Genomic DNA, 13,431 nt, shown 5'->3' with positions numbered 1-13,431 from the left:
GTCCGTCCGACGGCCGGAGGAACCGGTCACCGGACGGACCCGGCCGGCTCCTCAGCCGTGTGTGACCACCAGGGGTTCGAAGTCGATACGGGTCGTGGACCCGTCGTCCGCCCAGTCGGCCTCGATCCGGCTGCCTTCGACACGCACCCCGCTCACCACCGCGGGGAGCGGGCCCGGGTCGCTCAGGCCGGTGAGCGAGGCGAGCGACAGCAGCATCGCCGTGCCCTCCGCGTCCGCGGCCAGCCGCGGCATCACAGCCCAGTTCGTGTACGCCGTGCCCTGCGGAGCCCGCACCTCCTCGGCGTGCGTCTCCCAGCCGTGCAGGCCGTGCAGCGCGGACGTCAGCGCGTCGTCGCGGCCGGTCGCCCAGCCCGTCTGCTCGACGCGCGATCCGGCCGGGACACCGAGGACGCGGTGGGCCCGGAGTTCGTAACGGCCCCGGACCACGGTCACGCTCTCCACCCGCATCCCCGGCACCATCGGCGCGCCGGAGGCGAACACCGGCAGATGCCAGGACGCGGCCCACCCCCAGCCGTCGCCCCCGCCCGCACCCAGCGGGCGAATGCGGCGACGGTGGCTGCGCAGACCCGCGACGACCACGGCCAGATGGTTGTCCGCCTGATTCGCCTTCGCCGTGGGGCCGGTGACGGTCGAGTACGACTGACGGCTGTACAGCGGGTCCTCCTCCGCCGCCGACTCGCCCTCGTGCGGCCGGACATGGTCGCTTCCGTGGTTGTGCAGCCGTACGATGCCGTCCGCCCGGGTGGACTGGACGAGAAACCCCGGAGCGGGGAGCGCCAGCACCCGGTCCGGGCCCTCGCTCGGTGCCGGCTCCTCGGTCGCGGTCCACAGCGGGTGACCGGCCGGCGCGAGCAGCGAGACGAAGCCCTTCGACGCCCAGTACGGCGAAGCGGGGCCGGAGTAGGGCTGGAGCGTCGCCTCGTGCGGTCCGTGCCAGCCCAGGCTCAGCAGCCCGTCCCGGCCCACGGCGCCCCGGTCCAGGAAGTAGCGCAGCGACCCGCTGATCAGCCGTCGCGACGCGCCGGGGGAGAGCGGGGTGTGCCCGGTGAGGGCGCCGAGCCCGACGGCGGCACCGGCCGCGAAACGGTAGGAGAGCGACCGGCCGAAGTGGATCGGCGCACCGTCGGAGCCGAACAGCAGGGACAGCCCTTCGAGGTGCTCGCGCAGCCGCTCGCCGTAGTGCGTGGACAGTTCCGTGTCGCCCGCCAGATGCGCGTGCAGCATCGGATACAGGTGCAGGGCCCAGCCGTTGTAGTGGTCGAAGGCGCGTCCGTCACCGTCGGCGTACCAGCCGTCGCCGCGGTACCAGCCCTCCATCAGCTCGTGCGCCCGGTCCAGCGCGCGGGCCGTCTCCGCGTCACCGCGGCCGACCGACTCCAGGAATCCGGCGACGGCGTGCGGGAAGAGGTACCAGTTGTTCGGGGACGGCGTGTGCCGCAGCGCCCCGCGCAGCCATTCCTCCGCACGGTCCTGCACCCCGGCGTCCAGCCGGTCCCAGAGCCAGGGCCTGGTGAGCCGCAGTCCGATGGCGACCGATGCCGACTCCACCATCGGCTGACCCTGGACGCAGTGGTCCAGGATCAGCGGCCATGACTCCGTGTCGCCGCGGCCAGGTGTCCGGGTCCCTGCGGCGAGACCGTCCGCGTACCGGTCGAGCCAGCCGTGCGGATCCTTGCCCTCGGCGCCCGCGACCCGGAAGCCGGCGGCGAGGAACGTACGGGCGTACCCCTCCAGTCCGTCGGACCGGACACCGGAGGCGGACGGCCTGCCGGGGAGGTCGAGCAGCGCGCGCCCGGGAGTGGCCCACCGCCAGGCCGCGTCGAGCAGGCCGTCCGCGGCGGCTTCCCAGTGCGCCCGGGTGTAACCGGTGTACGGGCTTGATTCACGGTCTTCGGCGGGGAGCGCGGTGCCGAGTGCGAAGGGGAGGGTCATTCGAGGGCGCAGCCTTTCTCGGGACACCCGAATCCTGATCGACTGATCGGTGAGGGTCAATAGATCGCTCAGAAGAAGATCGAAACGATCAATCGATCAACGGCTGAGGGGTGTCCGCACGCCGAACAGCGTTCTCCGTGCTGGGCGCACCGGCCGCCGAAGAGCGGTGGTGTCTACCATCTGATCCGGCATGGACACTCTCACTCTCTGGCAACTGGCCGCCCTGGCGGCGGCATCCACCCTCGTCGGCTTCTCCAAGACGGCCGTCAGCGGAGCCAACACGATCAGCCTCGCGGTCTTCGCGGCCGTGCTCCCGGCCCGCGAATCGACCGGAGTGCTGCTGCCGGTCCTGATCGCCGGTGACCTCCTGGCCGTCGCCGTCTACCGGCGTCACGCCCACTGGCCGACCCTGCTCCGGCTGTTCCCCCTCCGTCGCCGTGGGTGTCGTGGCGGGAACCCTCTTCATGATGTGGGCGGACGACGAGGCGGTACGCACCTCGATCGGCGTGATCCTGCTCCTCATGTCGGGCGTCACCATCTGGCGCCGGCGCACCGCCGAACGCGGAGCGAACGCACCGGAGGACGAGCGGACCGGGGGGCCGACGCGCGCCGCACGGTTCAAGGCGCGGAGTTACGGGGCGCTCGGCGGATTCACGACCATGGTCGCCAACGCGGGCGGCCCCGTCATGTCCCTCTACCTGCTCTCCGCTGGATTCCGGAAGCTCGGTTTCCTGGGCACATCGGCCTGGTTCTTCCTCATCGTCAACGTGTCCAAGGTGCCGTTCAGTGTGGGCCTCGGTCTCATCGACGGGCACTCCTTGCTGCTGGACGCCTGCATGGTGCTCTTCGTCGTCCCGGGTGCCTGCATCGGCCGTAAGTGCGTGGACAAGATCAATCAGACGCTCTTCGAACGGATCGTCCTCGCAGCCACCGTGCTGGGCGGGCTCCAACTGCTGCTGCGCTGAAGGGGCCCGCCCGTCTGCCCGTGTGCCCGTCTGCCCGTGTGCCCGTCTGTCCGTGTGCCCGTCTGTCCGGACGGCAGCGACCGGCGGGTCAGACGATGCCCTCGGCGATCTCCGCCTGCTCGCGTGCGTTCCCGTACGCCTTCGGAGTCCCGTACGAACGCCGTGCGACGAACCACCACACGGTGGCCAGGACCAGCACGGTGACCAGGGCGATCGACGCGTAGTTCATCGACTCCATCGTCACCGGCGCCGACTGCGGCAGCAGGAACAGCACGGACACGATGCCGACCCAGACCACGGCGATCCAGCCGATCGGCTTGGACCAGCGCCCCAGGTGCCACGGGCCGCGCTCGAAGCGGTCCCCGGCCCGCAGCTTCAGGTAGATGGGGATGGCGTAGGCGGGCGTGATGCCGATGACGTTGATCGCCGTCACCGCCCCGTACGCGGTCGCCGAGTACAGCGACGGCAGGGCGAGGAGGGCCGCGACACAGACGGAGAGCCAGACGGCCGGGACGGGCGTCTGGGTGCGTGCGCTCACCTTCCGCCACAGGGCCGAGCCCGGCAGCGCGTTGTCACGGCTGAACGCGAAGACCATCCGGCTGGCGGCGGCGACTTCGGCGTTTCCGCAGAACAGCTGGGCGGCGATCACGATGAGCAGCATGGCCGTGGCACCGGCCGTGCCCAGTGCGTCGATCAGGATCTGCGCGGGCGGCACCCCGGTCGCGCTGTTCTGGGTGCCCGCGTAGTCCTGGATGGCGAAGGTCAGACCGGCGAGCAGGACGAAGCCGGCCACCCAGGACACCCAGATCGCCCGGACGATGCCCTTGGCCGCCGTGACGGACGCGTTGGACGTTTCCTCGGAGAGATGCGCGGAGGCGTCGTAGCCGCTGAACGTGTACTGGGCCAGCAGCAGTCCGATGGCCGCCACGTACAGCGGGTTCTCCCAGCCGGTGTCGTTGACGAACTCGGTGAAGACGAACGAAGGGGACTGGTGGTCGGACGGCACGATCGCGAGCACGCCCACGATCACCGCGACACCTGCCAGGTGCCACCACACGCTGATCGAGTTCAGCACGCTCACGAGGCGTACACCGAACAGGTTCAGTACGGCGTGCAGCAGCAGGATGCACAGGAAGATCACCATCGTGGAACCGGGCGTCGGATCGAAGCCCCACTGGAGGTTGAGCAGCGCTCCGGTGAACAGGGCGGCGCCGTAGTCGATGCCGGCGATCGCGCCCAGCAGTCCGAGCAGGTTCAGCCAGCCGGTGTACCAGCCCCACTTGCGGCCGCCGAGCCGGTCGGCCATGTAGTAGAGCGCCCCGGACGTCGGGTAGGCGCTGGTGACCTCGGCCAGAGCCATACCGACACAGAGCACGAACAGACCGACCCCGGCCCAGCCCCAGAGCATCACCGCCGGGCCGCCCGCGGACATGCCGAAGCCGTACAGGGTCATGCAGCCGGACAGGATGGAGATGACGGAGAAGCTGATCGCGAAGTTGCCGAAACCGCCCATGCGGCGGGCCAGCACCGGCTGGTAGCCCAGCTCGCGGAGTCGCTGTTCTTCGTCCTTGGGTGGAGCGGCCTGTGAGCTCGACCGGGTCTGGGCGGGTATGGACATGGGAGCTCCTCCGGGTGGGGGGTGGGGACGGAAGGGGGGAACGGGTCGGTGAGGACGCGGCGCCGAGCTGCTCGCAGGCTCAGCCGTGCGGGCCGCGGACGGGATCGTGTGCGGCGGTGAGACATCGGCCGCGAGCCCGCAGGAACACATCCTCGGCCCCGGCGGGGTCACCGGGCGTCCGGGTGCGGTCGGCCCACGGGGCCGATGTGTAGTACGGGCCGAGCGCCCGGAAGACCGGGGCCGCGTCGGCGAATCGCAGCGAGCCCCACAGGGCGTGCGCCAGGTGGTTGAGGTCCAGGAGCGAGCGGGCGGCCGGCTCCGAGCGGTGGAACCAGCGGTGCAGCGCCCGCTGGGCGTCCCGTTCGCCGTCCTCGGTGACCCAGTGGAGATCGAGCGCCTTCTCGTTGCCGCGCTCGCGGCGGTAACGCTCCACCCTCACGTACAGCGGAAGCATGTGGAGTGCGGAGCCGTCGGGAGCCGCCGAGGCCGCCCACTGGGCGAAGTCCACCGCCTCCGACAGGGACCCGCCGGCCCGGCGGGCGTACACGAACTGGAGCATCCGGTGGTACGCCTCGCGGTTGTACGGATCACGCTTGTCCGCCTCGGCGAGCAGCCCCCACGGGCCGGGAAAGAGCATCGGCCCGGGCGGCGGCAGCCGGTGTTCCTTCAGCCGCTGCCGATCGTCGAGCTGGGCCAGGGCGAGCAGACAGACCCACGGCACCGGGTCCGCGGGAGCGGCGTGTGCGGCGGACCGGCAGCCTTCCCACGCCTCCTGCCACAACTCCCTCGCCTGTGAGTGCCTTTCGCGGTGGGCACGCACCGCCCGCTCGACGACGACCCGGGCGTGCATGACGGTGGCGGCGACACTCAGCGGCTCCTCCGCCTGCCAGGCGGCGACGGCGTCGGAACCGGCTGCCGCGGTCGCGAGGACCTGGGTCCGCTGGGTCCACGACGCCCAGTCGGGCGTGCTCTCCAGCAGATCGCGCATGGAGAGCCAGCGCCCGGTCCGCAGCTCCTGCAACGCCCCGCGCAGACCGTGGTCATGACCGGCGGGGTGATAGACCGGCCGGAATTCACTGGGGGGCATCGGCGTGCCCTGCCCCGGTACGGCCCGAAGGGACGAGGTGATGCGCCGGGCATCGGGGTAAGGGGCATCGTCTGGTCGTCATCAGTCCTCAAGGCGTGGGGGGTCGGCCGGCTCCTGGCAGCGAACTGCCACGGAGCGTCCGCTTGTTGCTCGGCGCCGAGCGAGGAGCCGGTCATGGCGCTCCCCGGTGCGGACTTCCGGATCTTAAAGGGTCGGGCGCTCAAGTAGCCGCATTCCCGGGGAAGTTGCCCAAGATCGTGGGACCCGCCTTCCAGGGTTGACGTAAGCCGTGGTCTGCACAATTCTGTGTAGGGACGGCCAGTGATCACGATTGCGGCGGATTGCGTACGACTGGAGTGGTGATGACAGGCCCGGTGCTCGCCGTCGACCAGGGAACCTCCGGCACCAAGGCGCTGGTGATCTGCCCGGAGCGCGGTGTGATCGGTTCCGGTTCCGCCCCGGTCAGGCCCCGCTACGGAGCCGGGGGAGCGGTCGAGGCGGACCCCGCCGAGCTGCTCGGCTCGGTCCTCGACGCAGGCCGTCAGGCCCTGCGCGAGGCGGCCGAACCGGTCAGCGCCGTGGGCCTCGCCAACCAGGGCGAAACCGTCCTCGCGTGGGACCCCGCCACCGGCCGCCCGCTCACCGAAGCGATCGTCTGGCAGGACCGGCGGGCGCAAGCGATCTGCGACGAACTGGGCGCCGAAGAAGAGGAGTTGCGCCACCTCACGGGACTGCCCCTCGACCCGTACTTCGCGGCCCCCAAAATGGCGTGGATACGGCGTGAACTGACCCGCGAGGGAGTCGTCACCACCAGCGACTCCTGGCTCGTCCACCAACTGACGGGCGCCTTCGTCACGGACGCGTCCACCGCCGGGCGCACCCAGCTCCTCGACCTGGACCGGGTCGACTGGTCGCCCACCGCCCTGGAGATCTTCGGCCTGTCCGGGGAACGGCTCCCGTCCGTCGTCGACGCCGACGGGCAGGTCGGAACCACGACCGCGTTCGGCGCCGAGATCCCGCTCACCGGCCTTCTCGTCGACCAGCAGGCCGCCCTCCTGGCCCAGCACGCCCTGGACCCGGGCACCGCCAAATGCACGTACGGCACCGGGGCCTTCCTCCTCGCCCAGACCGGGCCCGAACCACGCCGGGGCTCCTCCGGCCTCGTCAGCTGCGTCGCCTGGCGGCTCGGCGGACGCACGAGCTACTGCCTGGACGGACAGATCTACACCGCGGCGTCGGCCGTACGCTGGCTCACCGACCTCGGAGTGATCGCCGGCGCGGCCGAGCTCGACCCGGTCGGCCTCTCCGTGTCCGACGCCGGTGGCGTCACCTTCGTACCGGCGCTCGCGGGCCTCGCCGCTCCCTGGTGGCGCGGCGACCTGCGCGGCTCGGTGACGGGCCTCGGTCTGGACACCACCGCGGGCCACCTGGTGCGCGCCCTGTGCGAGGGCATCGCCGCCCAGGTCGTCGAGCTCGCCGACGCAGCCGCGGCCGACCTCGGCTCGCCGCTGTCGGTACTGCGCGTCGACGGCGGCCTCACCCGCTCGGCGCTGCTCATGCAGACCCAGGCCGACCTGCTGCAACGACCCGTGGAGGTGTCCGCCCGGCCGGATGTCACGGCGCTCGGCGTCGGCGCCGTCGCCCGCCTCGGCCTCGACCCGCGCCTGCCGGTCAGGGAGGCCCTGCCCACGTGGGAACCCTCGGCCCGCTACGAACCTCGGATCGGCGCGGACGAGGCGGCGACCCGCCGTGCACACTTCCGCGCGGCGGTGGGCACCCTGCTGGAACGCTCATGACCGCCGGGACCGCCCGGGGCGGAACTCCGTCGGGGAACGTCACGGTCACCCGGACCGGAGATCTGGCCGGGTCCGGTGCGGCCGACGACGCGTACGACGTCACCGTCATCGGCGCCGGAGTCGTTGGCGCGGCCATCGCCCGCGAACTGGCCCGCTACCGCCTGCGTACCGCCCTCGTCGACGCTTCCCACGACATCGGCGACGGCACGTCCAAGGCCAACACCGCGATCCTGCACACCGGTTTCGACGCCGTGCCCGACTCGCTGGAAGCCCGCCTGGTCCGCGAGGGCCGGCATCTGCTGGCCGCCTACGCGGCGGAGACCGGCATCCCCGTCGAGCGGGTGGGGGCCCTCCTCATCGCCTGGGATCACGAGCAACTGGCCATGCTCCCGCGTCTGCTGGCGAAGGCGGAGCGCAACGGATACCACCGTGCGCGCATGCTCGGCGCCGAGGAACTGGCCACACGCGAACCGCGGCTCGGTCCGGGCGCGCTGGGTGCGCTGGAGATCCCCGACGAGAGCATCATCTGCCCCTGGTCGACACCGCTCGCCTACGCCACACAGGCCGTCCGGGCAGGCGTCCACCTGCACCTCAACTGCCGTGTGCGGCACATCGCGGACGACCACGGCACCCACCTCCTCACCACCTCCAGAGGTGCCCTGCGCACCCGGTACCTCGTCAACGCGGCCGGGCTCCACGCCGACGAGATCGACCGGCAGTTCGGGCACGACGCCTTCACCGTGACCCCACGCCGCGGCGAGCTCATCGTCTTCGACAAGCTCGCCCGCGATCTGGTCAGCCACATCCTCCTGCCCGTGCCCACCGCCGCCGGTAAGGGCGTCCTGGTGGCACCGACCGTCTTCGGCAACGTGCTGCTCGGCCCGACCTCCGAGGAGATCGACGACAAGAGCGCCACCGATTCCACGGCGGACGGCATCGACTTCCTCCGGAGGAAGGGCCGGCGGATCCTGCCCGCCCTGCTCGACGAGGAGATCACCGCCGTCTACGCGGGACTGCGGGCCGCCACCGGCCGGGAGGACTACCGGATTCAGGACCACCCCGCCCTGCGGTACGTCGCCGTCGGCGGTATCCGGTCCACCGGGCTGACCGCGTCCATGGCGATCGGCGCACATGTCACCGGACTCCTCGCCGGGGCCGGACTCGGGCTCGGCACGCCGCGCGAGCTTCCGCCCGTCACCGTGCCCAACCTGGGCGAAGCCTTCCCCCGCCCGTACCTGAGCGCCGGGCCGATCGCCGAGGACCCCGCGTACGGCACCCTCGTCTGCCACTGCGAGCACGTCACGCTGGGCGAGATCCGCGACGCCCTGCACTCCACGATCCCGCCCGGCGGCCCGGACGGCCTCCGGCGCCGCACGCGCGCCGGGAGCGGCCGCTGCCAGGGATCCAACTGCGGTGCCGCGGTCCGCGCACTGTCCGAGGAGGCCAGGCCGTGACACGGCTCGAACGGTCCGTGGACGTACTGGTCGTCGGCGGCGGGCCCGCGGGTCTGGGCGCGGCGGCCGAACTCGCCGCTTCGGGCGCCGGCCACGTCGAGCTCCTGGAGCGCGAACAGGACGCCGGCGGAATCCCACGCCACTGCCACCACGGCGGATTCGGCGGACGCGATACGGGACGAGGACCCGGAACAGGTCTGCGAGGCGGAATGAGCGGTCCCGCGTTCGCCCGCGAGTGCGTGGCCGCGGCCATCGGCGCCGGCGCCACCCTCCGTACCGGAATCACGGTCACCGGCTGGGACGGGCCACGCACCGTGGAGACCACGGGACCCGCCGGGCTGGAACGGATCACCGCACGCGCCGTCGTCCTCGCCACCGGCGCCCGCGAACGCCCCCGCAACGCCCGCCTGGTCCCCGGCAGCCGGCCGTCCGGTGTCTACACCACCGGCGGGCTCCAACGAGCCGTCCACACCCACGGACAGCGCATCGGCACCCGTGCGGTCGTCATCGGCAACGAGCCCGTCGGCCACGCCGCCGCGCACACCCTGCGCGTCGCCGGACTGGAGGTCGTCGCCATGGTGACCGGCCAGCCCGCGTCCCCGCTGCCCGCACTCCTGCGCTCACGGGCCGGTTCCCCGCTCCTCACCGGCGCGACCGTCACCGGTCTGACCGGCAGGCCCCGGCTTTCCGGAGTGGAACTGCGCCACACCGACGGCCGCACCACGACCCTGCGCTGCGACACGGTCGTCTTCACCGGCGACTTCGTTCCCGAACACGAACTGGCCAGACGGGCCGGGCTCGCACTCGACCCGGGCACCGGAGGGCCCGCGTACGACACCGGATTCCGCACCTCGCGAAGCGGGGTGTTCGCCGTCGGCAACCTGCTGCACGCCGCGGAGGGCGCGGGCGTCGCCGCAGCCGAAGGCCGCGCCGTAGCCGTACCGGTCCTGCGCTTCCTGGCAGGCCACGACCGGCCGGCAGACCGCCTGATCTCCCTGGCGGTCGACTCACCGCTCCTGTGGGTCGCACCCAACCGCATCGCCCCGGACGCGGCCCTGCCCCTCGACGGCCACTTCGCCCTGCGCACCGCCCGGCGACTGCCCCGCCCGCACCTCGTCGTCAGCCAGGACGGGCGTGAACTTCACCGACAGCGACGTCTGCTGCCCGCTGTGCCGGGCCGTCCGCTGTATCTGGGAGCCGGATGGCTGGACCGCGTCGACCCACAGGGCACCACGGTGCGCATCACGGCTCTCTGAACCGGTCTCGGCCCCGACCACGGTCCCGAAAGCACACCCTGCACGCGCCGCGCACGCGTCGCTCACGGATGAGCTCGGTGCGCGTCGAGGAGCCTCTCCAGCCCGTCGAGGATCAGGTCGAGCCCTGGTGCGAACTCGTTCGCGTAGGCGTAACCCGGGCGGAGAGCGTGGTCGGTGATCATCTCGGTGAGGTGGGGATACGTGTCGGCCGGCAGCTGCTCGACGATCGTCTCCGCCACCTCCTCCAGATCCTGGGAGGTATCGAACGGCAGGCTCGACTCCTGTAGGACGAACCCGTAGACGTAACTGTCCAGGGTGGAGAACGCATGGGCCGCCGCCCCGATCGAGAACCCCGCGTCGCGCAGCCGCCCGATCACCCAGTCATGGTGCCGCAGCGTCGCCGGGCCGGGATTGCGCCGGGACTCCAGCAGCCCCAACGCCCAGGTGTGACGCGAGAGCACGGTACGAGCCGAGGCGGCACGCCGACGCATGGCGGACTTCCAGTCGGCCGCGTCAAGGGGCAGCTCGATCTCACCGAAGACCAGATTGACGATCCCGTCCAGGATCTCGTCCTTGTTCGCCACATGGTGGTACAGCGACATCGCCTCCACCCCGAGCTGCTCGGCCACCTTCCGCATGCTCACCGAGGCGACTCCGCGCTCGTCGGCCACGCGCACGGCCGCCTCGAAGACGCGATCCCTGCTGAGCGAGCGACGGCGCTTCTGATCTGCCTCGGGGGTGGATGCCACCTGTCATCTCCGGAGTCTCTTGACGACCTTACGACTGTAAGGATAATAGCTCCCAGCCCTTCCCTTACAGCTGTAAGGGAAGGGCTTGCGATGGCGTCGGCTTGCCGGAACACCCGGCAACCGACTGGAAGGGGGAACGCGTGGACACGCGACAGGCACAGGAAAAGGCCGACGGCCAGAGGCGGTTGAAGGTCTGCATCGTCGGAGCCTCGGGCAAACTCGGGCGGTACATGGTCCAGCAGGCCCTGGACCGGGGCTACGAGGTCGTGGGCGTCTGCCGTGAACAGAGCGTCGGGAAGCTGGCGGACTTCGAGGGGCGCATCACCGTCCTCGCGGGGGCCACGGACGACCAAGAGGTCATCGGGCGCGCGGTCGCCGGCTGCGACGGAGTCCTGACGGTGCTGGCCCCATGGGGCGTCCACGGCTACTCGACCGGAACGGCCCAGGCGGTGCTCGACCACGCTCCGGCGGGGGCACGCCTGGTCTTCTCCTGCGGCTGGCACATCACCCGCGACGGCAAGGACGTGTACTCGCTCAAGCTCCGCGCGTTCCTCAAGATCTTCGGCCCGTTGGCCCGACTGCTCCGGGTGGGCGACATCGACGACCAGGTGGAGGCGTGCCGCCGGATATTCGCGAGCGACGCCCTCTGGACGGTCGTTCGAGGCAGCAACCTCGAAGAGGGCCCGAGCCAAGGACTGCCGGTCTGGAGCCGACGCGTCGGCGACCCGGTCCTCGCCGACAACATCACGCGCAGGATCGACTTCGCACTGTTCATGGTGGAAGCCCTCACGAACGACGAACTGATCCGCGAGGCCCCGGCCATCGTCAGCCGCCAGACCTCCTCGGCCCGCACGCACGCCACCTCGGACTGACGCGCCAACGAACCGAAACGGGGCAAGCACCGAAGCCCTCCGGCACGCGAGTCCGGAGGGCTTATAAGTTGGACGCTCGCCTGTAGGAAGTCAGGTCAAGCCCCATCGGCACGCTACGCGACGTGCAACAGAGAGTTCGCTCGGACAAGAAGATTTTTATGCCCCCATCCGCGGGAGTCGCGGATTTCATGTTTCCTTCGCAGCCGTCAGGATCCGAACCTGCGACACCCGCTTCAGGAGTGGAATCGAGTCCTTAACGGTGGCGACCGGCCCTGTCCCGTGTCCTCGCGCCACCGCACCTGGACAAGGTGTGGATCTTTTGTTCCCGGCGGCCAGGCCAACCGTAGGTGTGGCGTGCGGCTCGTCGCGTCACGCGATGGCGCGCTCATGTGTGCAAGTCTTCCGCCGGGTTGGGGGCGGGTGTGGAGCGCTGTATCGGGGGGAGGGATCAGCGGTCACCGCCTGCTGTGAGCCTGGTTTGCACATCTCGGAGCAGCGAGTGGTCCAGGATGGGTCGTATGGACCAAGCAGTAGCGGCCTTGTGCGGGGCGGGCATCGCAGTTGTCGGGACGCTGGGAGCTTCCTGGCTGACCTATGTGGGCACTCGGCGGCAGGCTCGGGACCATGGGCGGATTGAGCATGCGCGCCAGCTCAGGGCCGAGCGACGAGATGCATATCTGTCGTTTATGGAGCTGCTGGAGCCCCTGGAACACCTGCCCTCTGAGCCCGCATCGTCACTTTCGCCTGAGGAATTCGAGCTGCTGAGATCTCAGGTAGAGTCGATTCCGTTGCGAGGCGAGTCTCGGCTGACCAGAATTCGACTTTGCGGCCCTGAGGAGGTTGCCAGGGCGACAACGTCTCTATTGAGCGATACCTATCGGATGGTCCACCTCTTCCTGCATAGGTCGGAAGAGCAGCGGCAGATTGATCTTGCCTTCGAATCTTTCCTGGACGCGCAATCGGACTTCATTACGCAGGCTCAAAAGATTATGACGGAGCCTCTAATCTAGTGTTCCCGCTGAGCAGGTGGCGCCACTCGGGCAAGGCCGAGTGAATGGCATAGCGCAGTGCGAGGGGTGGCCGGCGGGGCCACCGGCATCGGTGCCGAGATCGGCCCAGACGATGACCGACCGGGTCCGTGCAGAGGCTCGCCCCATCGGCATCCTCGTGAACAACGCCGGGGCGTACGCACGTGTCCCGTGGCAGGACACCGACGAGGCTGCCTGGAAATACTCCCTCGACGTGAACCTCACCGCGCATTACCGGGCCTGCCACGCGGTGACCCCTGGCATGGTCGAACCGTGCTGGGGCCGCATCGTGAACATTGGCAGCGTCAACGCCCGCGTCGGCCGGACCAACCTCGTCGCGTACAGCGCCGCCAAGGCCGGACTCCTAGGCCTCACTCGGTCCCTTGCTCGTGAACTGGGCCCGTACGGGGTCCGCGTCAACACGGTCCTGCCCGGCGCCATCCAGGTCGAGGCCGAGACCGCGATCCCCGCCGCCGTCGCGCCAGCCCGGAGGACCAGATCAAGAGCCAGTGTGTTTCCCGCCGGGGGCGGCCCGAAGATGTGGCGGCGCTCGTGGCGTTCCTCGTCGGGCCCTCCGCATCGTTCATCACTGGGCAATCAGTCCACGTCGATGGCGGCTGGCTGATGCACTGAGACCGTCAACAAGCAAGGAG

10 protein-coding genes and 2 pseudogenes are annotated in these 13,431 nt (G+C 70.6%); 8 read left to right on the top strand and 4 right to left on the bottom strand.

All coding sequences use genetic code 11. From position 1 onward, the window contains the following. Positions 1 to 51: 51 nt before the first annotated feature. Positions 52 to 1,953 carry a DUF2264 domain-containing protein gene (locus AC07FA_RS07775; protein ID WP_479073841.1) on the bottom strand — a complete coding sequence of 634 codons (1,902 nt, stop codon included), beginning with the start codon at positions 1,951 to 1,953 and terminating at the stop codon, positions 52 to 54. Positions 1,954 to 2,143: 190 nt separating this feature from the next. Between AC07FA_RS07775 and AC07FA_RS07770 the strand changes: the two are divergent. Beyond that, a pseudogene (locus AC07FA_RS07770) lies at positions 2,144 to 2,918 on the top strand (sulfite exporter TauE/SafE family protein). A gap of 88 nt (positions 2,919 to 3,006) precedes the next feature. Here the strand turns inward: AC07FA_RS07770 and AC07FA_RS07765 are convergent. Continuing rightward, positions 3,007 to 4,536: an amino acid permease gene (locus AC07FA_RS07765; protein WP_479073839.1), complete on the bottom strand. Its 1,530-nt coding sequence runs from the start codon at positions 4,534 to 4,536 to the stop codon at positions 3,007 to 3,009. 79 nt (positions 4,537 to 4,615) lie between these two features. Next, positions 4,616 to 5,623 (bottom strand): hypothetical protein, encoded by a 1,008-nt coding sequence (locus AC07FA_RS07760; protein WP_479073837.1) that lies wholly within the window; start codon positions 5,621 to 5,623, stop codon positions 4,616 to 4,618. Positions 5,624 to 5,985: 362 nt separating this feature from the next. Between AC07FA_RS07760 and AC07FA_RS07755 the strand changes: the two genes are divergently transcribed. From AC07FA_RS07755 to AC07FA_RS07745, 3 genes are read left to right on the top strand one after another with little or no spacing between them, the layout of a single operon-like run. After that, positions 5,986 to 7,419, top strand: coding sequence for an FGGY family carbohydrate kinase (locus AC07FA_RS07755; RefSeq protein WP_479073835.1), 1,434 nt, complete (start codon positions 5,986 to 5,988; stop codon positions 7,417 to 7,419). Then, positions 7,416 to 8,873 carry an FAD-dependent oxidoreductase gene (locus AC07FA_RS07750; RefSeq protein WP_479073833.1) on the top strand — a complete coding sequence of 486 codons (1,458 nt, stop codon included), beginning with the start codon at positions 7,416 to 7,418 and terminating at the stop codon, positions 8,871 to 8,873. Before AC07FA_RS07755 ends, AC07FA_RS07750 begins: the two co-directional genes overlap by 4 nt. Beyond that, positions 8,870 to 10,129 carry an NAD(P)/FAD-dependent oxidoreductase gene (locus tag AC07FA_RS07745; protein WP_479073831.1) on the top strand — a complete coding sequence of 420 codons (1,260 nt, stop codon included), beginning with the start codon at positions 8,870 to 8,872 and terminating at the stop codon, positions 10,127 to 10,129. Before AC07FA_RS07750 ends, AC07FA_RS07745 begins: the two co-directional genes overlap by 4 nt. Before the next feature lie 62 nt (positions 10,130 to 10,191). Here the strand turns inward: AC07FA_RS07745 and AC07FA_RS07740 are convergent, their stop codons facing one another. Next, positions 10,192 to 10,878, bottom strand: a complete 687-nt coding sequence (locus AC07FA_RS07740; protein WP_479073830.1) for a TetR/AcrR family transcriptional regulator — start codon at positions 10,876 to 10,878, stop codon at positions 10,192 to 10,194. A 140-nt stretch (positions 10,879 to 11,018) separates the two neighbouring features. Between AC07FA_RS07740 and AC07FA_RS07735 the strand changes: the two genes are divergently transcribed. From AC07FA_RS07735 to AC07FA_RS07720, 4 genes and pseudogenes are all read left to right on the top strand, one after another. Further along, positions 11,019 to 11,750: an NAD(P)-dependent oxidoreductase gene (locus AC07FA_RS07735; RefSeq protein ID WP_479073828.1), complete on the top strand. Its 732-nt coding sequence runs from the start codon at positions 11,019 to 11,021 to the stop codon at positions 11,748 to 11,750. Between the two features lie 518 nt (positions 11,751 to 12,268). Next, positions 12,269 to 12,760, top strand: a complete 492-nt coding sequence (locus AC07FA_RS07730) for a hypothetical protein (RefSeq protein WP_479073826.1) — start codon at positions 12,269 to 12,271, stop codon at positions 12,758 to 12,760. 112 nt (positions 12,761 to 12,872) lie between these two features. After that, positions 12,873 to 13,196, top strand: a pseudogene (locus AC07FA_RS07725) (SDR family NAD(P)-dependent oxidoreductase); the annotation flags it as partial. 122 nt (positions 13,197 to 13,318) lie between these two features. Further along, complete coding sequence (locus tag AC07FA_RS07720; RefSeq protein WP_479073824.1) at positions 13,319 to 13,411, top strand: SDR family oxidoreductase; 93 nt, start codon at positions 13,319 to 13,321, stop codon at positions 13,409 to 13,411. The last annotated feature ends 20 nt before the right edge of the window (positions 13,412 to 13,431 follow it).

The sequence above is a fragment of the Streptomyces sp. NPDC045968 genome, from assembly GCF_056430475.1.
This window is presented reverse-complemented; position numbering and strand designations above follow the sequence as displayed.